The sequence below is a fragment of the Nannocystis punicea genome (assembly GCF_026965555.1).
Taxonomy (GTDB): domain Bacteria; phylum Myxococcota_A; class Polyangia; order Nannocystales; family Nannocystaceae; genus Nannocystis; species Nannocystis punicea.
The window spans coordinates 10,378,376-10,403,360 of sequence record NZ_CP114040.1 but is presented as its reverse complement, the minus strand read 5'-3'; the positions used below and the strand labels follow the sequence as shown (position 1 = coordinate 10,403,360).

Here is a 24,985-nt window from a genome sequence, read left to right as displayed (position 1 = left end):
TCTCATGGGACATGCTCGATCGAGCATGTCTTTTAATTAAAGATCACGGCAGGACCACGAGCGCGAAGGCGTAGCCGCTGCCGCCGCCGTTCTCGCGGATGAGGGCGATCTTGGTCGCGGGATCGGGCTCGGTGTTGCCGCAGTCGACGTTGTTGTCGGCCATGCAGTACTCGAAGGTGACGTTGACGACGAACGGGCGGGCGACCAGCTCCGGCGGCAGGTCCTGCGCGAGCTCGTCGATGCGGATCGCGTGCGTGAAGCTGTCGACGCCGTCGAGCACCGTCTTGCTCGCCGGGCTCGCGGTGACCTGTGCGGCCTGGGACAGGCCGTTGTAGTGGAGGTAGTAGGCGTAGTAGCACTGGATCCCGGCGCACTCCGGCGGGCCGTGGACGAGCACTTGCGGGTCCGGGGTGTCGTCGCCGTAGTGGATGTCGGGGCCGTCGGACTGGGCTCGCCACAGCCCGGGCGAGTGGGTGCGGTCGTCGCCCTGGTCCACGCGCTCGACGGCGTAGGCGGCCGCCGGCTGGTCCGTCTTGGCGATGCAGTACGGGAGGTGGGCGGCGACGCCTTCCTGCTCGAGGGTGACGATGAAGGCGTGGACGCCGAACGGCAGGGCGTCGTCGACCGCGCCCGCGAGCTCGCAGGTCGACGGGTCGACCATGATGCCGGGAGGGAAGGAGTCCGGCGTGTTCGCGTCGTCGTCGAAGTCGCGCGAGCCCATGCCGCGGCCGGCCACGAGCTGGCAGGTCGGCGTCGCGGCGGCGTCGCCGTCAGGCACGACGATGCCGTCGGCGATGAGCGCGTCGAGGGTGACGCCCGGGCCGACGCAGCCGTCGGGGAAGGTCAAGAGCAGGGCGTCGAGGTCGACGCTCAGCGGCCCACTCGGCGCACTCGTGGCGCTGGCCGTGGTGGTCGGTTCGACCTCGCCGGTGGTGGTGGTCGGCTCGACCTCGTCGGTCGTGTTCGTGTCGGACAGATCGCCGGAGCCGGTCGGGTCGGGGGCGCTGGAAGGGCCGGGCGATGTCTCCGGCACGGGTTGGCCGCTGAGGTTCGGCTCACTGGTGTTGCACCCGAGCGCGAGGAGGCCCCATCCGACCGCGAGGCGACGCAGGCGAAGATCCACGCGGCGACCATAGTCGGCCTGGCCGACGAACACAACGCGGCCCGGCCGCGAGGTCGCACGAAGTCGAGCGCGGGGCTCGTCGAGGGACGTCAGGGAGTGAGGCGGACGGGGCCGCTGTTCGTCGGTTCGCGTCTGCGTCGACGCCGGGCCGGCTCCGCGGTCAGCGGCCCTCGGCGAGCTGCAGCTTGATCGACTCGGTCCAGCCGGCCATGTCGCGCATGGCCCGGAGGAGCTCGGCGAGGCTGTCGTGCGGCAGGCCGAGTTTTTCCAGAAGGGCACGCTTGGCGAGTCGCAGGCGGCCGCGCACCGTCGCCTCCTTGCAGCCGAAGATCTCGGCAATCTCCGAGCCCGACAGCTCCTGCCAGTAGTACATCTCGAACAGCGATTGCTGGTGGATCGGCAGCTGCCGCAGGGCCTCGACCAGCCGCTGAGCGGCGGCCTTCTGCGCCGCCAGGGTCGACACGCCCGGGCCCAGCTGGGCGACCGGCAGGGCCTCGATGTCCTCGACGTCGGCGCGGCGATCGGCGGCGCGCTTGCGCTGGCGGTAGTCGCTGCGGAGCACGTTGTGCGCCACCCCGAACAGGTAGGCGCGGAAGCCCGAGCGCTTCTCGTAGGTCTCGGGCTTGAAGACGACGACCTCGAAGGTCTTCTGGGTCAGGTCGTCGCCCGTGCTCGGGTCGGCCACCTTGTTGATGAAGTAGCCGCGGAGCTTGAGGAAGTAGCGGTCGTAGAGGACCGCGCCGGCGTGCTTGTCACCGGCGAGGAGGGCGTCGTGGAGGGCTTCGTCGCTGCGGTCGTCGTGCTTCATGGCGGAGATTCGGGGGACGGTGGACATCGCGGGCCTCACTTTTTAAAAGGCCCGGTGGGCGCCCGATCGATCACCGTCCCGCGAGAAAATTTCGCACGGGCGTCATGCGCGAGCCGCGCATCGGGCCGGGGGCTGTCACGCGACCCAAAGGGCGGGCGGTCCGCGGAGGCGTCTCATGGCGCAGGGGAAGTGCCCGCGGGAGAGCCGGCCGATCACGGCGGAGGCGGCGACGAGCCGTGTGCTTGCGGACGCGCACTGATCGTCGGGCCGTGCGGCTGACACTCCCCATCCGACCATGTCAGTCGAGTTCACGAGCACCATGCGAAACTCCGACGCGATGCCGCCGGACATCGCCCACGCCGGCACGAGGCCCGGGATCGCCGCCGCGTTCGCCTATCTCGACGGACGCGCGCGCCTGTTCCCCGACGAGCCGCGGACTGCGGTGATCCTCGGCGGGTGTTTTACGCTGCTCGGCAAGCTCGGCGAGGGGGCGATGGGCGTGGTGTTCGCCGCCGCGGACACGCAGCTGCTGCGCAAGGTGGCGATCAAGGTCCTGCGCACGCCCGGCGATCCGGAGGCGCGCGAGCGGCTGCTGCGAGAGGCGCGGCACCTGGCGCAGTTCAGTCACCCGCACGTGCTGCAGATCCACGCGGCCGGCGAGCACTGCGACGAGGTCTACCTGGTGATGGAGTACGTGCGCGGGGCGCCGCTCGACGTGTGGCTGGCCGAGGCCAGGCCGAGCCCGCGGTTGGTGCTCGACAGGTTGGTCGACGTCGGCCGCGGCCTGGCGGAGGCGCACGCCTCCGGGATCATCCACCGCGACGTCAAGCCGGCCAACATCCTCGTCGGCGCCGACGGGCGGGTGCGGATCGGCGACTTCGGCCTGGCCTTCTTCGACAGTCACATGGGTGCGACCCGTGACGACGCCCTGTGGGCCGAGTTCGAGCACACTCAGCCGAGCGCTTGGTCGCGCAGCGGCGCGGGCACGCCGGCGTACATGTCCCCGGAGCAGTTCCGCCGCGACGAGCTCGACGCGCGCACCGACCAGTTCAGCTTCTGCGTGGTGCTGTGGGAGGCGATCTACGGCCAGCGACCCTACGAGGGGGCGACCGCGGAGGCCTTGTTCGCCGAGCAGCGCGCCGGTCGCATCGTCGCCCCGAAGACTCGCCCGCGCGGCGTCCCGGCGGAGCTCGAGAAGCTGCTGCGCCGCGGGCTTGCGAGCGATCCGAAGGCGCGCCACGCCGACATGGCCGCGCTGGTGGCTGCGCTCGATCGGCTGCGTCGGCAGCGGCGGTTCGCCTGGTTCGCGCTCACGGCCGTGTGCAGCGCCGGGGTCGCGCTCGCCGGTTCGCACGCGCTCGCCGGCACCTGCAAGGACGTCGGCGCCGGCGTCGACGCGTTGTGGTCGCCGTCGGTCGCCGCCGGCCTGGCGGAGTCGCTGCCGGTGCCGGATCGGAAGATCGCGGCGGTCCTCGTCGACCACCTCGACGGCTTCGCCGACTCGCTCCGCGACGGTCGCGTCGCGCTGTGCGAGGTGCATCGCGACGCCCAGGTCGGCGACGCCGGCCACGCGCGCGCCACTGCCTGCCTCGACGAGCGCGAGGACGCGTTGCGCTCGGTGCTCGCGGTGCTGCAGGCGCCGAACGTGAAGAGTCTGGCGATCACGCCGGGCGATCTCGACGGCGCGCTCGGGTCGGTGGCTCGCTGCCTCGATCCGCAATTTCTGGCGGCCGACGTCGCGCCGCCCACGGCCGAGCAAGCCGTCGGCGTGGCGGTGGTCCGCGGCCTGCGGCGCGACGGCGAGGCGGCGCTGCTGCGCGGCGAGTTTCCGGCGGCCGCCGAACACTTCGCCGATGCGGTCGCGCGTGCCCGGGACGTCGCGTACGACCCGGCGACCTCGCAGGCGCTGTACGACCTCGGCCGCACGCAGCTGCGGCTGCGTCGCGGCGCCGAGGCGGTGACGAACCTGCGAGAGGCGCGGGTCCTCGCCGACGGCGCGCGCGACAGCTTCGCCGCGGCCGACGCCTCGCTGCTGTTGACGAGCGCGACCGTGGTCTGCCACGACCTCGACGCCGCTGCGTGGCAGGAGCAGGAGACGCTGGCCCGGCTGCGGCAGACCGGGCGCGACCGCGGCGGCCTCCTCGGCGAGCTCGAGCTGGGGACCGCCGATCGACTGCTGCGGCTCGGTCGCGTCGACGAGGCCGGACCGGTGCTGGCGTCGGCCAGGGAGCACCTGCGGGTCGATCCGCCCGTCGGTCTGTGGCACTACAACCTCCCGCGTCTGGAGGCGGCGCTGGCAGCGGCGCGCGGCGAGGCCGACGAGGCGGCTGCGCGGGCCGAGGAGGCCCGGGCGGCGCTCGCGGAGTTCGTCGGCAGCGACGCGCATCCTCTTTACGCGGAGGAGCTCGGCAAGCACCTGCTGAACGCGGGCCGGCGCGCCGAGGCCAGGCGCGAGTTGACCCGCGCGCGCGACCTCTACGCCGAGGCGTTCGGGCCCGACAGCGTCCTGCTGGTCAGCGTCGACGTCGCGCTGGCGCGGCTCCACGATCGCGAGGGCGACGCCGCCGAGGTGACGCGCATCGCCAGCCGCGCTGACGCGATCCTCCGCCGGCACCCCGACGAACCGGCGCTCCTGGACGAGCGCGTGTACGTGGCAGTCTTCCTCGGCCGCGAGCTGGCGGGCGCCGAGAAGTACGCGGAGGCGCTGGCGACCTACGAGCACGCGATCGCGGCGCTCATGGAGGTCGATCTCCCGGTCCACGCCATCAACTTTGCGCTGCTGTCGGCGAGCGCCGCCGATCTCTTGATCGACAGGCCGGAGCTCCGCGACGTCGGCCGCGCCCTTCAGCGCATGGCCGTGGCGCTGGAGCGGTGGCCGCCGGCGCGGCGGGCCGAGGACCCGGGGCTCGGCGCCTTCGTGTTGCGCGTGGCCGCCGACGTCGCCCTCGCGGCCGACGACCGCACCGCGGCTGCCCGCCACGCCGAGGCCGGGCTCGAGTTGCTGTCCGCGGCGCCCGATCCGCTGCTCGCGGCCCGCCTGCGCTTCGCCCTCGCACGCGCCCTCGGCCGCGATGCGCCCGAGGCATGGGGGTTGGCGACCTCGGCGCTCGACTTCTTCCGAAGCGCCGGTCGGCCTGAGGACGCTGACGTGATTCAGGCCTGGCTCGCGTCGAAGCCTTGATCGATACGTCCGCGCGTGGGCACTTGTGTACACGCAACGACCGCCATGACCCACGAACGACCCGTCAATTCATCCATCCGCGCCGCGAGGGACGTCGCGACGCAATCCTCCGACCCCGCGCCGACCGAGATCGACAAGCCGCCGCCGCCGAAGGACGTCGCCCCGCCCAAGGGTCCCGATCGTCCGGAGCGAGTGCCCGCGGCGCCGCGGCCGGACAAGCCCAAGAGCCCGATGCGCGGGGCGTAGGAGGGTGTGATGCCTCGCTATCCCGAGTTTCCCACCGCGCTCTACGAGTACCTGCTGCACCAGGTCCCGCCCACGGCCCTGCAAGAGTTTTTGACGATGCACTACGCCGACGTCGTGCCCCGCCTGCCGGGCCCCGCGGCGGTGGCAGTCTCGCAGTACGTCTTCGATGCAGTGCGCGCGCTGCAACAGTCCGGGTACGTCGACGACGCGCTGTTCGTCAAGTTCGCCGAGTGGCGCCCGCGAGACCCGTACGTCCGCACCGTCGCAGTCACGGTGCTGGGTCACGACCCGCTCCTCCGCGGCGGCGACGCCCCGACGCGCGGACCGGGAGACTCCGGCGATCGTCCCCGGCCGGTGCTGCTGGTCCTGATGGCCTGTCCCGAAGACCAGTCGCAGCTCGACCTCGCCAAGGAGGTCGGGCTGATCACCGACACGCTCACGCCGGTGCGTGACCACGTGCAGGTGGTCTACGGCTGGGAGGTCGGCGCCGACGACGTGCTCGACCTGATCGCCGATCACAAGCCGACGTGGATCCACTTCGGCGGACACGGTGGCCGCGACGGTACGCTCCTGGTCGTCGGCCCCGCCGGGTCGACGCACCGGCTCCGCTACGACGCTCTGGCCCGCTTCATCGGCGTGATGCGCAGCCCGCCGAAGTGCATCGTGCTCAACAACTGCTTCAGCGGCGCGGCCACGTCGCCGCTGACGCAGTACGTCGACGCGGTGATCGGCATGCGCAAGGAGGTCACCGACGAGGCGGCGCTGAGCTTCTCACGCGGCCTGTATCGCCGTCTCGCCGACGGGCTCGATCTCGAGGAGGCGTTCCTCTACGCGCGCGCGCGCCTCGGCTCGCTCGAGCCGCCGGCGGACGAGCTGCCGCAGTTGAACCCGCGCGCCGGCGCCGATCCGCGGGAGCTGCGGATGGCCCCGGCCCGGCCGACGCGCTGACGCGGGGCGCCGAGATGCATCCGTCACGCGTCGGCGCCGATGCGTGACGCGATGCATCTCGCCCGCTTGTCACGAGGGCATGGCAGGCGGGGTGGCCTCGTCGACGCGGCCGAGCACGTGGACCGCGGCGACGACGGCGGCTGGCCGAAAGACCAGGGCGACGAAGGGGACGGCGAGCATGGCGGCGACGCCGAGGCCGAAGCCGAGCGCGAGCTCGGGGTGGCGGGCGACGAGCTGCAGCTCGCGCCGCCACGGGCGGCTCAGTCGGCGCAAGAGCCCGGAGAAGCCGCGCAGGAGCGGGACCTGCCACAGGCGCACGAACCAGGGGTCGGCGGGGCGATCGCCGGTGTCCTTCGTCGGTGCGGCGGGGTCGACCGTGTGGCCGTTGTCGAGCGCCTCGACGACGATCCAGTGCAGGGCCCAGAAGCCGGTGACGGCCCAGGCGATCCACACGAAGCCGGGGGCTGCGGCGGGCCAGAACGCCTGGATCAGCTCGAACGCGAGCCACACCGGGACCAGGCCGATGCCGAGCAGGATGGCCTGGCGGATGGCGTCGGCGATCGCGGTGCGCAGCTTCGGCATGTCGGCTGTCCTTGGGGACAGGCCGAGCGGGACCCGGGCGGCGGCGGCCAGGCGCCGGTAGGTCTTGCCGAACAGGATCACCGGCGCCGGCGCGAGGGTGACGAGGGTGGTGAGGAAGACGTCGAGGCGGCCGCCGAGGTCGTCCTCGGAGCCGAGCGCCACGAGGGCGCAGAAGCCGGCGAACAGCAGCACGGGCCAGGCCGCGGCCCTGAGCAGGGCCGGCTCGCGCACGACGACGCGCAGGCCGAGCAGCGGCTGGGCGAGGCCCCAGCCGAGCTGGGCGAGACCCCGGCGAGCAGGGAGCGGACCGGGGGCCAGCCAGGAGAGCGAGGCGAGGACCGGCGGGGCAGAGGTCGGGGCGGTCACAGGCGCGGGGAGACTAGCACGCAGGGCAACGCCGGCCGAGGTCGTCCTCGCGGGCGGGGAGACGTCGGCCGGGGCAGACCGAGCGGGCCAGGGCGGTCCGGACGTGCAGGGGCGGTGCGAGAGGGCGGCGAGCGGTGCACGAGTGACGCGAGTCGAGAGCGATTCGGCGGAGAGTGAGCTGTCCCCAAGGACATGGAGGAGCAGCCCGGGCGGTCCGGACGTGCAGGGGCGGTGCGAGAGGGCGGCGAGCGTCGCACGAGTGACGCGAGTCGAGAGCGATCCGGCGGAGAGTGAGCTGTCCCCGAGGACATGGACAGGCCCGAGCCGCCCCGACGTGCAGGGGCGGTACGAGAGGGCGGCGAGCGTCGCACGAGCGACGCGAGTCGAGAGCGATTCGGCGGAGAGTGAGCTGTCCTCAGGGACATGGAAGCTGTCCCGAAGGACGTGAGACCTTCAGGCGGCGGACGGAGCGAAGGTCGGAGAGGACGGGCGGCTGGTGAGCGCTGCGGGCCGAGAGATGGGACGGGAGGCGGCTGGATCGAGCTGTTTAGAAGGACATCCTGGCGGCGGCGGACCGAGAGATGGCGGGACAGGGAGGTGGCGAGCCGAGAGATGGGACGGGAGGTGACCGGGGGAGCTGTTTAGAAGACATGTCGATGGCGGCGGACCGAAACACGAGGCGGAGAGGGTGGTGCCTGATTTAAAAACTGTCCGGAAGGACATGTGGCGGCCGGGCGATCGAGGGGCGGAGAGGCCCGCGCGAGCTGTCGGAAGGGACAGGTCGAGGCGAAGCGGAGAACCCGCCAGCGCGCGTTCCCTCTCATTCAAAAATGTTCGAAGGGACAGGTTGTGAGATCGAGGCGTGCGTGAGCGCGCGGGATCTGTCACAGCTCGGCGTCACGGTCGCGAACGGTCACGCCGCGCGTGACCCAGAGGTCGCGAGCTCGCGACTTGTCGCGCGGGTGCTTGAACCGGCCGCCGTGCTCGCCACACTGGGGGCAATTTCGAGGTTGCGCTCTTGTCACACGGATCATCGTCGCTGCTGTCGCGCCTGTTACCGTCGAGTTCGGCCGCGGGCGCGCGGGTCTACGACCGGGTGGCGTGGGTGTGGCTGGCGGCGGCGCTGGTGACGGTGCTGGCCACGTTCCGGCAGTACGGGGTCACCTGGGACGAGGCGTGGCACCTCGCGTACGGCTACCGGATCTCCCAGTGGTACACCTCGGGGTTCACGGACACCGGCGCGCTGACGTACCGGATCAACTATCTGTACGGCGGCGGCTACGACCTGCTCGGGGCGATCTTCCGCGCGATCGCGGTGCCGATGGAGGGTTTTCCGGCGATCCACCTGCTCGGCGGGCTCGTCGGCGTGCTCGGTCTGATGGGCGTGTGGAAGCTCGGGCGGGCGCTCGCCGGGCCGCGCGCGGGGCTGCTGGCGCTGGTGATGTTGACGCTCCACCCGGTGTGGTGGGGCCACATGTTCAACAACCCCAAGGACAGCCCGTTCGCGGTCGCGTACGCGTGGAGCCTCTATTACATGGTGGTAGCGATCGGCGAGCTGCCGCGGCCGTCGCGCGGGACGCTGGCCAAGCTGGCGGTGGCGATCGGCCTGGCGCTGAGCGTGCGGATCGCGGGGCTGATCCTGCTGTGCTTCCTCGCGCTGGTGCTGGGGCTGTTCGCCGCCCACGCGGCCTGGCTGCGGCGCAGCTGGGCGGCGCTGGCGGCCCACGTGCGGCGGGCGCTGGCGATCGGCGCCGGCGTGACCGCGGGCGCGTGGGCGGTGATGCTGATCGGCTGGCCGTGGGCGCAGCTGGACCCGCTGACGCGGCCGTTCATCGCCCTGCGGCGCATGAGCAGCTTCGACGCGCACCAGCGCAAGATGCCGTTCGCCGACGAGTACCTGTGGAACTACGAGATCGGCTGGGACTACCTGCCGCACTACTTCGGGTTCCAGACGCCGGAGCTGGTGCTGGTGATGCTGGCGGTCGGCACGGTGTGGGGCGTGGCGGCGCTGCTGCGCCGCGGCGGCCGGCCCGAGCACGTGCGGCCGGCGCTGGCGCTGCTGCTGCTGGGGATGTCGATCTTCGTGCCGCCGGTCTACGCGGTGTACAAGGGCTCGCCGCTGTACGACGGCTATCGCCACTTCCTGTTCGTCGTCCCGCCGATGGTCGCGCTGGCGGCGGTGGCGAACGAGGCGCTGATCGTGCGGCTGCGCCGGCGGTGGGCGCGGGCGGCCGCGTGGGCGCTGACGGGCGCGCTGCTGCTCGACCTGCTGGCGCAGTCGATCCGCCTCCACCCGCACCAGGTGGTCTACTTCAACCGCTTCATCGGCGGGGTCGCCGGGGCGATCGGGCACTACGACACCGACTACTACGGCAACACCAACCCCGAGGCGATGCTGGGCATGCAGCGGTGGCTGTGGGACAACGAGCGCGAGACCTACCTCGACTCGGTGTACTACTTCACGGGCTGTCTCTCGGGCAAGGCGATGCACCTGCACGTGCCGAGCAACTTCCGCTCGTTCAAGACCCGCCCCGGCGAGCAGTACTCCGACTTCAGCGTCGGCTACCTGCGCGACCGCTGTGACACGCGCTTCCCCGACGCGCCGCAGATCTTCGCGGTCGAGCGCGACGGCGGGGTGCTCAACGTGGTGAAGGACCTGCGCGGCCGGCCGATCTCGCACCGCACCGAGAAGGGCGCGCGAAAGCGGCTGCCCCCGCCCAAGCCCGCGGCCGAGGCGGCGCCGACCGTGAGCGACAAGGACCAGGAGGTGAGCGGATGATGACCGAGACGCAACGCGCCCTGACCGTGGCGGAGGCGGCCCATCGAGCCGCGCGCGCGGTGACCGTCGACCCCTCGTGCGAGCCGCGCAGCGCGGCGCACCACCTCGTCGGCGCGTGGGAGGCGCTGGCGCGGGCGGTATGTCTGGATGGACATGTTCCGGAGGACATCTCCGCCGTCGGCGCGTGGCTGCCGGCGCGGCTGCAGGCCGCGATCGGGCCGCGGGCGGTGGCGGAGCTCGGGCGGGGGTTGCCGGCGCTGCAGGCCGAGCGGGCCCGGCCGGCGTGGGAGCCGGGCGGCTTCCCGCTCGCTCGCGGGGAGGTCGAGGCGCACACGTGGCGGCTCGGCCAGCTGCTCGCGCTGGCGCGCGGCGAGGCGGCGCCGCGGCCGAAGTGGCACAAGCAGGCGGCGATCGCCGCGGCGGCCGCGGCGGTGCTGCTGATCGCGGTGCGGCCGTGGTGGACGCTGACGCTGCAGCCGTGGCGCGGGACCTACTACGCCCGCTCCGACCACAGCGGGAAGTGGCAGATCCGCTACGACCGGCAGATCGACTTCGACTGGGGCCGCGACGCGCCGATGGACGACGTGCCCGCCGACCGCTTCTCGGTCCGCTGGGACAGCTGCCTGCACCTCGACGCGCCGACCAAGGCGATCTTCCAGTCGATCTCCGACGACGGCTCGCGGGTGTACGTCGACGGCGACCTCGTGGTGCTCAACCGGACCCGCGGCAAGACGCAGTCGCGCGGCGGCGAGGCCCAGCTCGAGGCCGGGGTCCACCACGTCCGCGTCGACTACAGCGAGTTCACCGGCGACGCTCACGTGCAGGTGCTGGCCAGCTTCGACGCGAACGACCCGCCGAAGCCGATCCCGCCGTCGATGCTGCACGCGCCGCGCGGGCCCGCCGACGAAGACGATCCCTGCGAGTGAAACCTTGCTTATCCTTTTATAAATAAAGGGCATGTCCTTCAGGGCATGCCCTTTTGACTGCGGCGGATCGAGCATGTCCTGAAGGGCAGGCTCACAGCGCGGCCGCGAGGGCCTCGTGCAGCTCGTCGTCGGTGAGGTCGATCGGGTTGCCCTTCATGCTGCTGGCGCGGCGCGAGCGGTCGACCAGGTCGGGCAGGTCGGCGGCGGCGAGGCCCCAGGCGGCGAGCGGGCGGATCTGCAGCGACGACACGAGGGCGCGCAGGTGATCGACGGCTTCGTCGAGGGGGGCCGCGGGGTCGCCGGTGACGAGGCGGGCGACCTCGTCGAGGCGGGCGAGGACGGGGCTGTGGGGCTCGCGGGCTCGCAGGGCGCGGGCGTTGATCCGCAGGACCTCGGGCAGGAGGCGGGCGCACACGGCCCCGTGCGGGGCGCCCGGGAAGGCGCCGCCGATCGGGCCGGCGAAGCCGTGCACGGCCCCGAGCCCGGCGTTGGCGAGGGCGAGGCCGCCGAGCAGGCTGGCGAGGGCCATGTCGCTGCGGGCGTCGAGGTCGCGGCCGTCGGCGACGGCGCGCGGCAGGGCCCGGGCGGCGCGGGCGATACCGTCGCGGCACAGGGCGTCGGTGATCGGGTTGGCCTTGCGCGACACGAACGGTTCGATGAGCTGGGTGAGGGCGTCGAGGCCGCAGTCGGCGGTGACTGCCGGCGGCAGCGAGACGGTCAGCGCGGGATCGACGATCGCGACGCGCGGCAGCATCTTCGGGCTGCGCAGGCTGACCTTGACGCGCTGCTCCTCGGCCGCGAGCACCGCGTTGCGCGTGACCTCCGAGCCGGTGCCGGCGGTGGTCGGCACGGCGATGAAGGGGACCGGGTCGTGGACGAGCGGGCGCCCGCGGCCGACCACCTCGAGGTAGTCGAGCGGCGGGCCGGGGTTGCGCACCAGGGCCGCGATCGCCTTGCCGGCGTCGAGCGGGCTGCCGCCGCCGATCGCCACCACCACCTCGCAGTCGCAGGCGCGGGCGGCCGCGACGCCGCGCTCGGCGTCGGCCACCGTCGGCTCGCCGGCGACCGTGAACAGCGAGGTCTCGAGGCCGGCGGCGCGCATGGCCTCGAGGACAGGTTCGACGCGGCTCGGGTCGCGGCCCGTGACGACGAGGGCGCGGCGCCCGTGCTCGGCGGCGATCGGGCCGACCTGGGCGGCGGCGCCGAGGCCGAACACGATCCGCGCGGCGGTCGCCAGCTCGAACGGGATCACCACGCGTCGTCCGCCGGGAAGACGTTGGCGAAGCGGACGCTGGTGCGCGGGCTGGCCATCATCGGCGCGACCGCGTCGCGCCACCGCTGGTAGTGCGCGGTCTCCTTGTGGCGCGCGGGGGCGTCCTCGTCGCGGTAGACCTCGACCAGGATGAAGCGGGTCGGGTCGCCCTCCTGCTGGAGGACGTCGAAGCGGGCGACGCCGGGCTCGCGCACGCTCTCGCTCGCGTTGGCGACCGTGGCGGCCCGGAACGCCTCGACCTGGTCGGGCACGACGTGGACGTGGACATGGACGACGAGCACGCCTCGACCATAGCAGAGGTCGGGCGGCGCACGAAGTCACGGCCGAGCACGTCCTGGCGGGCCCGGCTACTGGGCTCGGTGGGGGCGGGGGCGGAGAGGGACATGTCCCGAAGGGCATGCGGCGCTGGCTTTCGGGGCTGTCCCGGACGATCGATGCACCTGTCCGTGAGGACAGGCGATCGCGGGTGCTCGCGGCGAGCGCCGGATGAGCCCGATCGAGGTCCCGAGAGACCGGGGCTCATGTCCGTGAGGCCAGGCATCCGCGGGCGGGGGGCGAGCACCGAGGTCCCGAAGTTCAGATGCCTGTCCGTGAGGACAGGCGAGCGTCCGCGGGCGGCGGGCGAGCGACCGAGGTCCCGCAGTTCAGATGCCTGTCCTTGAGGACAGGCGAGCGTCGGCGGACGGGGGGCGAGCGACCGAGGTCTCGAAGTTCATACGCCTGTCTCTGAGGACAGGCGAGAGTCCGCGGGCGGCGGGCGAGCGACCGAGGTCCCGAAGTTCAGACGCCTGTCCTTGAGGACAGGCGAGCACCCGCGGGCGGCAGTCGAGCTCGACCGAGGTCCCGACGATCGACGTCCCTGTCCCCGCGGACAGGCAGGGCGCGTCAGCGGGCGCGCGGGCGGCGGACGATCTCGACCGAGTTGAGGAGCTCGGGGTCGCGCGGCTTGTCGTTGCCGTCGCGCGGGACCAGGGCGATGTCGTCGGCCAGGCGCATGGCGGCCTCGTTGCAGTGGCCGAACACGGTGTGCTTGCCGTCGAGGTGCGGGGTCGGGTTGAGGGTGATGAAGAACTGGGCGCTGCCGGTGTTGGGGCCGCGGTTGGCCATGCTGAGCACACCGGGCGCGTCGTGGACCAACTCCGGATCGATCTCGTCCTCGACGAGGTAGCCGGGGTTGCCGAGGCCAGTGCCGGTCGGGTCGCCGGCCTGGACCATGAAGCCGGGGATCACTCGGTGGAAGGTGGTGTTGTCGTAGTACGGCCGCTTGACCCACGCGTCCGAGGCCTTGTCGTACCAGGGCCGCAGACCGCGGGCGAGGCCGACGAAGTTGGCGATCGTCTTCGGCGTGCGGTCGACCTCGAGCTCGCACTCGAGGACGCCGCGCGGGGTCTTGAAGAGGGCCCACAGGGCGTCGTCGGGGCGGCCGGGTAGGCCGGCGAGGGCTTCCTCGAGGGTGAACTCGCCGGATTCCGGGTCACCCTGGGCGATGTTGTAGGCCCGCAGCTGGGCCGGCGAGAGGCCCTCGGGGGCCTGGTCGCCCTTCTTGAAGGCGATCTCGCTGCCGCCGCCGCCGCCGCTCTCCTCGGCGCCCTCCTCGCCCGGCGTCGGCCGCTGGCCGGACTTGCGGGCCGCCTTGGCGGCCTCCATCGCGGCGATCTCCTCCGGCAGCGGCGGTGGCGGGACGAACACGCAACCGACCAGGAGGGCGGCGAGCAGGCTCCACGGGCGCGGCGAAGGGCAGGTCGGCATGGTTGTGAGGGTCTACACGCGTCGGGCCGCCGGCGCACGGTCAAAACTCGGGTGTAATGACCCGTGGAGCCCAGGGCCGCGGCGCGCGAGGCGTACAGTGGCAGCCGGGCGTCGCCTTGACAAGGGTAGCGCCTCGGGTCCATAAGCTCCCTCCCCTCCAGGAAACGAAGAGCAAGAGCCGTGGCGAATCACAAGTCGGCAGAGAAGCGCAACCGTCAACGTCTCAAGCGGCGCGAGCGTAACGTGTTCCACCTGTCCACCATGCGCACGTACATGAAGCGGCTGCGCAAGGCCCTCGAAGGTGGTGACCTCGAGGGTGCCAAGGAGACCCTGCCGCTCGCGCTGCAGGCGATCGGCAAGGCGGCGAGCAAGGGCGTGATCCACCGCAACACCGCGTCGCGCTACGCGTCGCGCGTGCGCCTCGCGTTCAACAAGAAGAACGCCCCGGTGGCCTGAGCCGTCGGTCGTTCTCGCAACCAACGCGCGAGTCGAGCGCGCCAGGGCCCGTGGTCCGGCGCGCTCCTCGTATTGGGTCGCCGCACGAGTGACGATCGGCCTTGCCCCAGCCCCGGGCATCGGCGACCCTTGCCGCCATGCAGCAAGACGCCCCGCCCGTGGTCCGTACGGTCATCTCCACCCCCGACGCGCCGGCGGCGATCGGCCCGTACAGCCAGGGGATCGTCGTCAGCGGCGGTCGCACCCTCTACACGGCCGGCCAGATCCCGCTCGACCCGCAGACCATGCAGATCGTCGGCGAGGGCGACATCAAGGCCCAGACCGAGCGGGTGATGCACAACCTCGCCGCGATCCTCCGCGCCGCCGGCATGGACTTCGGCAACGTCGTCCGCTGCGGGATCTTCCTCAAGGACATGAAGGACTTCGCGGCGGTCAACGAGATCTACGGGCGCCACTTCGGCGACCACCGCCCGGCCCGCTCGACCGTCGCGGTGGCCACCCTGCCGAAGGACGTGCTGGTCGAGATCGACGCCATCGCCGTCGGCTGATGCAGCGACGAACCCAGGCGGCGCTCGCGGGCCTGGTCGTCGCCCTCGCGGCCACCGGCGGGTTGCTCCTGCGCGGCTGCGAACCGGCGACCGAGGTCGCCGGCGAGGCCGCGGGCGGCACCGGCGAGCTCCCGGGCGAGGCGACCGCGGCCCCGGCAGAGACCGCGCCGCCGGCCCGCGTCCGCGGCAAGGTGATGGTCGAGGTCGGCGGGGCAGTCGAGCCGCCGGCGCCCGTGGGGGAATCTGGCGCGAAGGACATGGCCGATGGGACCGGTCCTGACGGCTATGACCCTTCGGCCCTGGACAAAGAGCCAGGTGCCGACGGGCCGGCGGTGCCGCTGGCGCCGCCGCGCGAGTGCAAGGCGCGGGCGTGGCGGGGCGGGTTCCTGCTGGCCGAGGCGAGCTGCGACGGCGAGGGGCAGTTCGCGCTCGACCTGGCGCTGCCGGCCGGGCCGGCGGCGGCGGTGACGATCGAGGCGCAGGTGCCCGGGCACCTGCGCGGGGTGCTGACCGCGCCGGCGCAGGCGGGGACCGAGGCGGTGCTGCCGACGCTGGCGCTCGGGCCGGCCTCCTGGCTCAAGGGACAGGTGATCGATCGGCGCGGGCTGCCGGTGGTCGGGGTGCGGATCGAGGCGACGCCGCTGCCGGGCCTCGGCGAGCCGGAGCCGTGGCGGGTCGACAGCGACGCGGCCGGGGCCTTCGTGCTCGACACCGTGCCGGCCGGGCCGCTGCGCCTGCGCGCGACCGGGCAAGGCCTGGCGCTGTCGGTGGTCGAGGCGTTCGCGCCCGAGGCCGCGGTGGTGATCGTGGTCGACTCGCTGCAGGACCTGAGCGGCGCGGTGGTCGGCGACCCGGCGCTGGTGGCCCGCGCCCAGGTGCGGCTCGAGGGCTCGTCGCTGTGGCCGCCGATCGTCCAGCCGGCCGGCAAGAGCGGCGAGTTCCTGTTCTCCGACCTGGTCGACGGGGTCTACGGCCTGGTCGCGCAGGTGCGGGCCGAGACGCCCGGCGAGCAGGAGTACGCCTCGATCCCGCTCGAGAACCTCAGCCCCGGCGCGCACGTCAGCCTGGCGCTGATCGCCGCCCAGCGCGTGCCGGTGCAGGTCGTCAGCCCCGACGGCTCGCCGGTGCCGCGCGCCCGCGTGACCCTCGGCTACGCCAGCGTCGGCCTGCTGCAGACGATCGCCGAGTCCGACGACGCCGGCATGGCCGACCTCGGCCCGGTCGTGCCCGGACCGTATGTGGTGCGCGCCGACGCCGACGGCTACCTGCCCTCGGAGTCGGTGGCGGTCGAGGTCGGCAAGGAGACGCCGCCGCGGCAGACGTTGACGCTGGTGCGCCCGGGGCGGATCGCCGGCACCGTGATCGACGACGACGGACGACCTGTCCCCGAGGCCAGGATCGTCGTCGACGCCGACACGCTCTACAGCCCCGGCGAGGCGATGATCCGCGCGCGCACCTTCAGCGCGCTGCAGCGCGGCGGCAGCCTCGGGGTCACGCGCGGGGCGGTCCCGCCGATCCCGCTGGTCGGCGACGACGAGGCCGTCGGCACCTGGGCCGAGACCGACGAGCGCGGCGACTTCTCCCTCGACACCCTGATGCCCGGCCGCTACCGCCTGCACGCGGTCCACGGCGACCACGCCGGCTCGGCGACGGTGATCGTCGACCTGTCCCCGGGCGAGCGCGAGGACGGGGTGGTGCTGACGCTCGGTCACGGGGTGCCGCTCGGCGGGCGCGTGCTCGACGGCAACCGCCAGCCGATCGCCGGCGCGCGCATCGAGCTGGCCGACGGCTCGGAGGTGATGAGCGACGGCTTCGGCATGTGGAGCGCGGGCCATCGCCGCGGCAAGCAGCGGATCGTCATCCGCGCGGCGGGCATGGTGCCGGCGGTGGTCGAGGTCGACCTCGAGGGCCGGGCGACGTCGGTCGAGCAGATCTTGCAACCAGCCGAGGGCGGGCTCGAGGGCCGGGTGCGCGACGGCAACGACCAGCCGATCGCCGGCGTGCGGGTGACGCTGCTGCCGGCGGGCGAGCTCGCGCCGACCGAGGTGACGTACACCGATGCGCGCGGGCTGTTCGAGCTCTCGCGCCTGGTCCCGGGGACAGCCACGCTCGAGCTCGACCACCCGGAGTACGCGCCGGCGAGCAAGCGCGTGAAGATCGACAAGGCCAGCCGCGGCGAGGCGCCGGTCGAGCTCGTGCTCGCGCGCGGGTGGTCGCTCGAGGTCGTCGTCCGCGCCGCCGGCAGCGGCGACCCGATCGCAGGGGCGCGAGTCGAGGTCGACGGGCAGGTGTGGGCCGCCGACGAGGCCGGCGAGGTGCGGGCCGCCCGGCTGGCGCGCGAGCGGGTGCGGGTGCGCGTCGAGGCGCCGGGTTGGGTCGGCGTCTCGACCTCGTCCGCGCGGCCGGCTGGCGGCGCCCCGGGCACGCTGGTGCTCGACCTCGAGGAGGCGGCCGGGCTCGACGGCGAGGTCACCGACGAGCGCGGCGAACCGGTCGCCGGGGCGCGCCTCTACGTGCGCACGCGCGACGGCAACACAGTGCTCGCCGAGACGACCACCGACACCGAGGGGCGCTGGTCGGTCGAGGGATTGCCCGAGGGCGACGTGACGGTCGAGGCGATCCCACCGCCGGGGCTCGCCGAACTGCTGGCACCCGTGACTTTACAGACCGACGTCCGCCGCGGCCACGTGACCCGCGAGGTTGACCTGCGCTTCGATCGGCTATGATTCGCGCGCCATGACCATTCGTTCGTCGCGTTACGCGCTGCTGGTGCTCGGTCTCGCTGCCGCCTGCGGAGGCGACCCGAAGAAGCCGGCGACCCCCGATGCCAAGAGCCCCGAGGCCAAGCCGGTCGCCGAGGCCGCGAAGCCGGCGGAACCGGCCAAGACCGCCGACGCCGCCCCGGCCGGCGACAAGGTCAAGATCGTCGACGGCCCCGGCGACGACCGCTTCGCCCTCCGCATCACCCCGCCCGCCGACGCCGCCGTCGGTCGCGAGGGCGTGATCACCGTCGCAGCCGTGCCGCAGGGCCCCTGGCACATCAACCTCGACTTCCCGACCAAGCTCGCGCTGTCGGCGCCTGACGGCGTCACCCTGCCGAAGGCCGACCTGGCCAAGGCCGACGCCGCCAAGCTCGACGAGAAGAGCGCGGAATTCGCCGTGAAGTTCACGCCCACTTCCGCCGGAGACAAGGCCTTCACGGGCGAGTTCAAGTTCGCCGTGTGCCAGGACGAGGCCTGCTCGCCGGTCACGCAGAAGGTCGACTTCAAGGTCGCGGTGAAGTAGCGCAGGGCCTCGCGAACGTCGTTCGCGAGGGTCGGCCTCGCGCCCCGGGCGCCCCGGCTTTTTGCCGAGCGCGGCGAGCTCGATTACCATGGGGCTTCTCGTCGCCGAGCGACGAACGGAGGCAGCGATGGACGAGCCAGTGAGCGCCAAGACGAGGATCGAGGCGCTGGCGGCCGCGGTCGCCCAGGAGTTCGAGAGCACCCGCCGGGTGCTCAGCTTCGAGGAGTGGTTCGAGCTGCTGTGCACCCAGCCGCACGTCCACGCGCGCAACGCGGCGCAGTACCTGCGCGACTGCTTCGACTTCTACGGCCGCCGGGATGTCCGGATCCCCAGCGGCAAGGTCGCGCGCTTCAAGCTGTTCGACTGCGAGTTCGACGGCGGCTCGGGCCGCCTGGTCGGCCAGGAGCCGGCCCAGAACGCCTTCTACGAGGCGCTCGACGGCTTCGTCCGGATCGGCCGCGTCAACAAGCTGCTGCTCTTGCACGGGCCCAACGGCTCGGCCAAGACGACCTTCCTCGACGCGGTGATGCGCGCGCTCGAGGCCTACTCCGAGACCGACGGCGGGGCGCTCTACCGCTTCTCGTGGGTGTTCCCCAACAAGAGCTCGAAGAGCGGCGGGATCGGGTTCGGCAGCGGGCCGTGGAGCGCGGCCATCGGCGAGGCGACCTTCGCCAAGCTCGGCGCCGAGGCGATCGACGCCAAGCTCAGCGACGAGAACAAGGACCCGCCGCTGTACCTGATCCCGGTGCCCGAGCGGGCGGCGCTGCTGCAGTCGCAGCTGACGGCGGCGCAGGCACGTGACCCGAAGGACAGCCGGCTCGAGCACTTCGTCATCGGCGACGCGGCCCTGCGCGGCGACCTGTCGCAGCGCAACCGGCGGATCTTCGACGCCCTGCTCAACATCTACCAGGGCGACCTGCGCAAGGTGTACCAGCACGTGCAGGTCGAGCGGCTGTTCCTCAGCCGGCAGTACCGCAGCGGCCTCGTCACCGTCGAGCCGAAGCAGACCGCCGACGCGCGCAGCTTCCCGGTCACCGGCGACCGCGCCTACGCCAGCCTGCCGCCGGCCGTCGGCGGCCAGGTGCTGTTCGCGTGTCAGGGCGACCTGGTCGACGCCAACCGCGGCCTCATCAACTTCAGCGACCTGCTGAAGCGGCCGTACGAGCACTACAAGTACCTGCTGACGGCCACCGAGTCGGGGCAGGTCGCGCTCGAGCACGTGGTGCTGGCGCTCGACGTGGTGTTCAGCGGCTCGGCCAACGACCTCAACCTGCTCGAGTTCCGCGCGCTGCGCTCGGGCGAGTACCAGAGCCTGCGCGGGCGCCTCGAGCTGATCCCGGTGCCGTACCTGCTCGACTACCGGGTCGAGCGCAAGGTCTACCAGGAGCAGGTCGGCGACGTGCTGCGGGGCATCCACATCGCCCCGCACGTGCCGCGGATCCTCGCGCTGTGGGGCGTGATGACCCGCCTGCGCCCGCCCAACCCGGCCGACTACTCGCCCAAGCTGCAAGCGGTGCTGTCGCGCCTCGGGCCGCTCGACAAGGCCGACCTCTACGCCTACGGCCGCGTGCCCGCCGGCCTCACCAGCGACGAGGCCCGCGAGCTGCTGCTGGCGGTCCCGCAGATGCATCTGGAGCGGTTCCCCCAGGCGGTCGTGCGCGCCGAGGGGGCCGAGCACCTGCTCGGCGACTACGAGGGCAGCTTCGGCGCGTCGGTCCGCGACCTCAAGCGCGTGCTGCTCGCGGCCGCCAGCGAGCCGGGCACCACCTGCGTCACCGTGCCGCGCCTGTTCAAGGAGCTGCGCAAGTTCATGGGCGACGCGCTCAACCACCGCTGGATGCTGCTGCCCAAGGCGGCGAGCGGGTTCCACCTGCTCGACGGCGAGGGCAGCATCACCGCCGCGGCCTGGAACTACTGGCTCAGCGCGTCCGACTGGGAGGTCCGCGAGGCGATGGGCCTGGTCGACGAGGCCCGCTACCTCGAGGTCTTCAAGAAGTACGTGGTCCACGTCAAGCACGCGGTCAAGCGCGAGAAGATGTTCGACCCCGTCACCGGCAACCTGCGCGACCCGGACGAGAAGTTCATGCAGGGCCTCGAGAAGACGATGGACCCGAAGGCGGGCCCGCACTTCCGCACCGACCTGCTGTCGCGGATCGGCGCCTGGGCGCTCAGCCACCCCGACGAGGAGCCGGCCTACGCCGAGATCTTCGCCGATTACTTCTACCGCCTGCGCGACGACTACTACCGCCAGCAGAAGGGCCTGGTGGCCCGGGGGATCCAGCGCATGCTCGAGCTCCTCGCCGACGACCGCCGCGCCGACAACCCGCTCGCCCCGCAAGAAGAGCAGGTGGCCCGCCGCGCGCTCGAGATCCTGCTCGGCAACCACGACGGCGGGCTGAGGCGCGAGCGCCACACCCGCGAGACGCTGCGCGAGACGCTCGTGCAGCTGTCCAAGGCCCGCTACTGACGGCCGGGCCGGCAAGGTCCGCGGGCCCACGCGAGCCGCTCCCCGGGCCTCCTGGAGCGCCACGCACGGCGCGCCGGAGGCCGCGAGCGATCATTGAGGTGAGCGCGGTCCCCGTTTCACGGCGAGACGTCACGATTGCATATTGCGCGGTAGCGCGCGATATGTCGCAGTGTGTCCGGGTACTACCATTGGTTCGACGACCAGGCGCTGACGACGCCGGAAGCGCCGCTCGCGGCCGATAAGGCGTTCCACGAGGCCAGCTCCCGCGACGCAGGCAGCGGGGGCGCGATCGTTGACTCCAGCAGAACAGCGTGTCAGGGTGGCCGGCGGCAACACCCGGGGATGAACGTCCAGCGCTTCTTCAACGAGGACCTGCCGGCGGCGCTCCGCCGTAATCCGGCGGCCGCGGCCGAGATCGGCGGGACGTATCAGTTCCGGATCTCCGGCCCCGGCGGCGGCGAATGGTGGGTCGAGGTCACTCGCGCCAAGACGGGCGTGTGGGCCGGCTACTGGCCGGGTGCGCAATGCGAGCTGGCGATCGACAGCGCCGACTTCACCAGCCTGGTCACCGGCGATCCGAGCACCGTCGACGCGCTGGCCACCGCCGGCCGGCTGGTCGTGATGGGCAGCAAGTCGCTGGTCGCCCGCGTCGGCCAGCTGTCGCGGCTGTGAGCCGGGCCCCGCGAGCGCGGATCCTGTCGCCATTGGCAATCGTCGCAGGCGTCGCGCCCGGCCGTCCGCGAATGTCGTGAGTGGCGCTCGGCGGACGTCGGTCTCGCGCCGGACGACGCCGAGGAGCAGCCCGTCGGCGCGCGAACGGGCTGACCCGAAGGTCATGTCGCTTCGGCCAGGTTCTTGAGGCCAGGTCCGGTGAGACGGAAGATGGTCCAGTCCGCCACGGCCCGGGCGCCGAGCGACTCGTAGAAGGCGATCGCCGGGGCGTTCCAGTCGAGCACGGCCCAGTCCATGCGGGCGCAGCCGCGCTCGACGGCGATCTGGGCCAGGCGCACGAGCAGCTGCTTGCCGATCCCGCGGCCGCGCCGCGAGGGGTCGACGAACAGGTCCTCGAGGTAGAGGCCGGGGCGGCCGCGCCAGGTCGAGTAGTTGTGGAAGTACAGGGCGAAGCCGACGACCGCGCCGTCATCGTCCTCGGCCAGGAGGCACTCGAAGGGCGGGCGCTCGGCCGCGAGCTGGGCCTCCAGCTGATCGACTGTGACCTCCACGGCGTTCGGCTCGCGCTCGTAGACGGCGAGGTCGACGATCAGGCGATGGATGTCGGCGGCGTCGGCGGGTCCGGCGGTGCGCAGTCGGGCAGGCATGGCCGCGAGGATACGCCGCGCCGTCGCCGCGGGCGAGCGGCGGTGAAGCCTCTCGGCCGCGACGTGGGGCCGCCTCGCGAGACGCAGCGAGAGCTCGCCGTGGTGCGGCTTTTGCTTTTTTTAGAAATTCAGCACCAGGCCGCCAGTGTTGACGCCGAGGGCGGCGCGCTGGCGCTTGCCGGGCTTCTTGTTGTCGTGCTGGACGAGGCGGCGGGTGAACATCACGGCGGGGACGAGCGCGGCGATGGTGAGCACGCCGAGGATCGGGGCCATGATGCCGGCGGTCCTGCGCTCCTGGCTGCAGTCGATCATCGCCCCGCGGTCGGACGCCTGGTTGCAGCGATTGAGCATGCCGAGCGGGACGGCGAAGCCGATCGTGCCGAGGCCGGCGAGGGCCCACGACACGCCGGTGCCGGCCTGCAGGAAGCGCTGTTCGCTCTGCCAGTCGCGCTTGTAGTCGGGCGGGACGATATCGGGCTCCTTGCCGGGCGAGATGAGCCCCGGCTGGTTCGCGGGCTCCACATTGCGCGCCGCCAGCGGGCGCGCGACGGGTCCCTGCGCGGCCGCGACCTGCGCGGGCTCCTTCGCCGCCGCGAGGGTCGAGGTGCAGCAGAGCAGCAAGGTCAGACATGAACGTGCGAGCATGGCGGATCTCCTTGAACCTCGGCGCCGCGCCGGTCGGCCGGACCGACGCGCACCACAATGGTCGGCCTGCTTATGTACCGGAGCCACGAGTGGCACCAATACAGCGACCTCGAGCGTGACCCGTCCTATCGCCCCAATCACCGCGGTTGCTGCCCGTCGCGGGCGAAACCGGGCCCGCGCCGGTCGCCGCCGCCGCGACCTCGAATGCCCGCGGTCCGCCGGTCGCGCCGGCCCGCGCCCGTGTACCGACCGGTACGCGCATATGTCCCGAAGTTCCAATGACCGTGGTGCCGGGCGGACGGGCGCGCAGGCCCGTCGAGCGCGGCATTCGTCGCAGCGAGCGAGCGGTCGCGCGACGTCCAGCCGGGCTCGTCGGTGACGGCGGCCCAGCGGGCTCGTGGGGGATCATCGAATGCTCGAAGGGACATGTCTTGCGATCCCGCTCGCCCCGCGGCCAATCGCAGCAGTCGGTCGCAGGCTCAGGCGCGGGCGCGGTAGGCCACCGGGATGCGCAGCGGGCCGTAGACGGCCTCGGTCGGCGGCAGCCAGGGGATCGGGCCGTCGGGGTGGAGCTCGCCGAGGCGGGTCGCCAGCATCGGCAGGGTGATCTGCAGCTGCACACGGGCCAGCGCGGCGCCGAGGCAATAGTGAATGCCGCCGCCGAAGGTGGCGTGGACGTCGCGCTTGCGGGTGATGTCGAAGCGGTCGGGGTCGACGAACACCTGCGCGTCGCGGTTGGCCGAGCCGGTGATCGGGAGGATGAAGGAGCCGCGGGGGAACACGTGCCCGGCGACGGTGACGTCGGCGGTGGCGATCCGCGGCACCCCGAGCAGCGAGGCCGGCGAGAAGCGCACGACCTCCTCGGCGGCGGTCGCGGCCAGAGTCGGGTCCGCGGCGAGCAGGCGCCACTGCTCCGGGTGGGCGAGGAAGGCCGCGAACGCGTGGCCGAGCTGGTTCAGCACGGTGTCGCTGCCGGCCGACATGAAGGTGACGATCATCGCCCGCAGCTCGAGGTCGGTGAGCGCGTCGCCGTTCGCCTCGGCGGCGACCAGCTCGCTGAGCAGGTCGTCGAGCGGGTCGCGCCGGCGGAGCGCGATCAGGTCGTCGATGAACGCGCGCAGCTCGAGCATCGAGGCCTCGATCTGCGCCCGATGAGTCGCGACGCTGAGGCCGAACAGCAGGCCGAGGTCGGCGGTCCAGCGGCGCACGCGGGCCTGGGCGTCGGCGGGGATGCCGACGAATGCACACAGCACGCGGCGGGCGAACGGGTCGGCGAACTCGCCCACGAGGTCGCAGCGGCCCTTGGCCGCCAGAGCGTCGGCGAGCTCCTCGGCGATGGCGACGATCCGCGGCCGCACGGCCTCGACGCGGCGGACGGTGAACGAGCGGCTGATCAGCCGGCGCAGGCGATCGTGCGCGGCGCCGTCGGTGTTGAGCAAGAAGCCGGCCATGATCTCGACCAGCGGTCCGTCGTGGATCCCCTGCATGGCCAAAAAGTCAGGTCCGGGGGTCCGCAGCGTGCGCTGGGCCAGAGTGGCCTGGACCTCGTGGTAGCGCAGGATCGCCGGGCCGAGAGCCGTGTCCGCGCACCAGCTCTGCTCGCGCGCGGCCCGGAGCACCGCGTGAGGGTCGCGCGAGAATTCGGGTCCGTGCAAATCGAGGAAGGGACGGGCGTCGTTGCTCGCAGTCATCCAGATATCACCGTACCAGCCTCGTCGGCCGCGTGTCTCGGGTTCGCGGTGGAGCCAATGCGATGAACGATCGGTCGTCCGCGGTCATGCGTCCGCGTCGGCCCCGTCGCATCGCGTCGGCGCTTCACTCACGCCACCGCGTCGACGCTCGCTTCACAGAGAATCCATAGACTTGGCGCGACGAGCCTCGCGCCTCCAGGGAAGCGCCGGCTCGAGGTCATGGAGCACGGCGAGCTGCTGTCACCTGTTCGCGATCGCCGGTGGCTCGCTCCTGGATCGGACCTGCGGCGCGCCAGCGGAGCCCGACTCGCGAGCGGCGAACTGTCGCGTGAGCAGAGCGCGAGGGCCTGAAGCGCGAGGGGCTCGAGCGGCGAACTGCCGCGACGGCCCGACCGCGATCCCACTGGCGCTCGAGCGGGTGAGTTGTCGCGATCGTGGGGCGCCTCGCTCGTGGATCGGGCCTTCACCGCGACGCAGAGTCTCCCGCCCGGCGTGGGTTCGCGAGGCGGTGTGCGTCTCTCCAGGAGCCAGGGCCGTGGGCAGACTCCCGGTGCAGACGATCCGCCCCTGGCGATCGGGGCCGGCCGGTCGAT

General features: G+C 72.5%; 20 protein-coding genes. 11 read left to right on the top strand and 9 right to left on the bottom strand.

Going from position 1 to position 24,985, the window contains the following annotated elements:
- Positions 1–43 precede the first annotated feature (43 nt).
- The gene (locus tag O0S08_RS39875; protein WP_269034727.1) at positions 44–1,123 is read right to left on the bottom strand and encodes a hypothetical protein; all 1,080 of its coding nucleotides are present in this window, start codon (positions 1,121–1,123) and stop codon (positions 44–46) included.
- 160 nt (positions 1,124–1,283) lie between these two features.
- Entirely contained in the window at positions 1,284–1,958 is a 675-nt protein-coding gene (locus O0S08_RS39870; protein ID WP_269034726.1) for an RNA polymerase sigma factor, read from the bottom strand.
- 268 nt (positions 1,959–2,226) lie between these two features.
- On the opposite strand from O0S08_RS39870, the gene O0S08_RS39865 reads away from it, so the two are divergent.
- From O0S08_RS39865 to O0S08_RS39855, 3 genes are read left to right on the top strand one after another with little or no spacing between them, the layout of a single operon-like run.
- Positions 2,227–5,112: a serine/threonine-protein kinase gene (locus tag O0S08_RS39865; RefSeq protein WP_269034725.1), complete on the top strand. Its 2,886-nt coding sequence runs from the start codon at positions 2,227–2,229 to the stop codon at positions 5,110–5,112.
- A 45-nt stretch (positions 5,113–5,157) separates the two neighbouring features.
- Positions 5,158–5,358 carry a hypothetical protein gene (locus tag O0S08_RS39860; RefSeq protein ID WP_269034724.1) on the top strand — a complete coding sequence of 67 codons (201 nt, stop codon included), beginning with the start codon at positions 5,158–5,160 and terminating at the stop codon, positions 5,356–5,358.
- Between the two features lie 9 nt (positions 5,359–5,367).
- On the top strand, positions 5,368–6,306 hold the full coding sequence (locus tag O0S08_RS39855; RefSeq protein ID WP_269034723.1) for a CHAT domain-containing protein: 939 nt from the start codon (positions 5,368–5,370) through the stop codon (positions 6,304–6,306).
- 69 nt (positions 6,307–6,375) lie between these two features.
- Here the strand turns inward: O0S08_RS39855 and O0S08_RS39850 are convergent, their stop codons facing one another.
- Complete coding sequence (locus O0S08_RS39850) at positions 6,376–7,254, bottom strand: hypothetical protein (protein WP_269034722.1); 879 nt, start codon at positions 7,252–7,254, stop codon at positions 6,376–6,378.
- Positions 7,255–8,272: 1,018 nt separating this feature from the next.
- On the opposite strand from O0S08_RS39850, the gene O0S08_RS39845 reads away from it, so the two are divergent.
- Both O0S08_RS39845 and O0S08_RS39840 read left to right on the top strand, forming a co-directional pair.
- Positions 8,273–10,033: a glycosyltransferase family 39 protein gene (locus tag O0S08_RS39845; protein ID WP_269034721.1), complete on the top strand. Its 1,761-nt coding sequence runs from the start codon at positions 8,273–8,275 to the stop codon at positions 10,031–10,033.
- On the top strand, positions 10,030–10,959 hold the full coding sequence (locus O0S08_RS39840) for a PA14 domain-containing protein (RefSeq protein ID WP_269034720.1): 930 nt from the start codon (positions 10,030–10,032) through the stop codon (positions 10,957–10,959). The genes O0S08_RS39845 and O0S08_RS39840 overlap by 4 nt, the downstream gene beginning before the upstream one ends.
- Positions 10,960–11,050: 91 nt before the next feature.
- Here O0S08_RS39840 and O0S08_RS39835 read toward each other — a convergent pair whose 3' ends face one another.
- The 3 genes from O0S08_RS39835 to O0S08_RS39825 all read right to left on the bottom strand — a co-directional run bounded on the left by O0S08_RS39835 (position 11,051) and on the right by O0S08_RS39825 (position 13,981).
- On the bottom strand, positions 11,051–12,214 hold the full coding sequence (locus O0S08_RS39835) for an iron-containing alcohol dehydrogenase (RefSeq protein WP_269034719.1): 1,164 nt from the start codon (positions 12,212–12,214) through the stop codon (positions 11,051–11,053).
- Positions 12,208–12,513, bottom strand: coding sequence for an antibiotic biosynthesis monooxygenase (locus O0S08_RS39830; protein ID WP_269034718.1), 306 nt, complete (start codon positions 12,511–12,513; stop codon positions 12,208–12,210). The genes O0S08_RS39835 and O0S08_RS39830 overlap by 7 nt, the downstream gene beginning before the upstream one ends.
- A 604-nt stretch (positions 12,514–13,117) precedes the next feature.
- Complete coding sequence (locus O0S08_RS39825; protein ID WP_269034717.1) at positions 13,118–13,981, bottom strand: peptidylprolyl isomerase; 864 nt, start codon at positions 13,979–13,981, stop codon at positions 13,118–13,120.
- A 180-nt stretch (positions 13,982–14,161) separates the two neighbouring features.
- Between O0S08_RS39825 and rpsT the strand changes: the two genes are divergently transcribed.
- From rpsT to O0S08_RS39795, 6 genes are all read left to right on the top strand, one after another.
- A complete protein-coding gene (rpsT, locus tag O0S08_RS39820) occupies positions 14,162–14,437 on the top strand; it encodes a 30S ribosomal protein S20 (protein WP_269034716.1) in 276 nt (91 codons plus the stop codon).
- A 137-nt stretch (positions 14,438–14,574) separates the two neighbouring features.
- The gene (locus O0S08_RS39815) at positions 14,575–14,985 is read left to right on the top strand and encodes a RidA family protein (protein WP_269034715.1); all 411 of its coding nucleotides are present in this window, start codon (positions 14,575–14,577) and stop codon (positions 14,983–14,985) included.
- The gene (locus O0S08_RS39810) at positions 14,985–17,711 is read left to right on the top strand and encodes a carboxypeptidase-like regulatory domain-containing protein (protein WP_269034714.1); all 2,727 of its coding nucleotides are present in this window, start codon (positions 14,985–14,987) and stop codon (positions 17,709–17,711) included. Before O0S08_RS39815 ends, O0S08_RS39810 begins: the two co-directional genes overlap by 1 nt.
- Positions 17,712–17,721: 10 nt before the next feature.
- Positions 17,722–18,270, top strand: coding sequence for a hypothetical protein (locus O0S08_RS39805; RefSeq protein ID WP_269034713.1), 549 nt, complete (start codon positions 17,722–17,724; stop codon positions 18,268–18,270).
- A 127-nt stretch (positions 18,271–18,397) separates the two neighbouring features.
- A complete protein-coding gene (locus tag O0S08_RS39800; RefSeq protein WP_269034712.1) occupies positions 18,398–20,737 on the top strand; it encodes a serine protein kinase PrkA in 2,340 nt (779 codons plus the stop codon).
- A gap of 342 nt (positions 20,738–21,079) precedes the next feature.
- Positions 21,080–21,409, top strand: a complete 330-nt coding sequence (locus O0S08_RS39795; protein ID WP_269034711.1) for an SCP2 sterol-binding domain-containing protein — start codon at positions 21,080–21,082, stop codon at positions 21,407–21,409.
- Between the two features lie 161 nt (positions 21,410–21,570).
- On the opposite strand, the gene O0S08_RS39790 is transcribed toward O0S08_RS39795, so the two are convergent.
- From O0S08_RS39790 to O0S08_RS39780, 3 genes are all read right to left on the bottom strand, one after another.
- Positions 21,571–22,056 (bottom strand): GNAT family N-acetyltransferase, encoded by a 486-nt coding sequence (locus tag O0S08_RS39790; RefSeq protein WP_269034710.1) that lies wholly within the window; start codon positions 22,054–22,056, stop codon positions 21,571–21,573.
- 120 nt (positions 22,057–22,176) lie between these two features.
- Positions 22,177–22,701 carry a hypothetical protein gene (locus tag O0S08_RS39785; RefSeq protein ID WP_269034709.1) on the bottom strand — a complete coding sequence of 175 codons (525 nt, stop codon included), beginning with the start codon at positions 22,699–22,701 and terminating at the stop codon, positions 22,177–22,179.
- A gap of 479 nt (positions 22,702–23,180) precedes the next feature.
- A complete protein-coding gene (locus tag O0S08_RS39780) occupies positions 23,181–24,392 on the bottom strand; it encodes a cytochrome P450 (protein WP_269034708.1) in 1,212 nt (403 codons plus the stop codon).
- Positions 24,393–24,985: the final 593 nt, after the last annotated feature.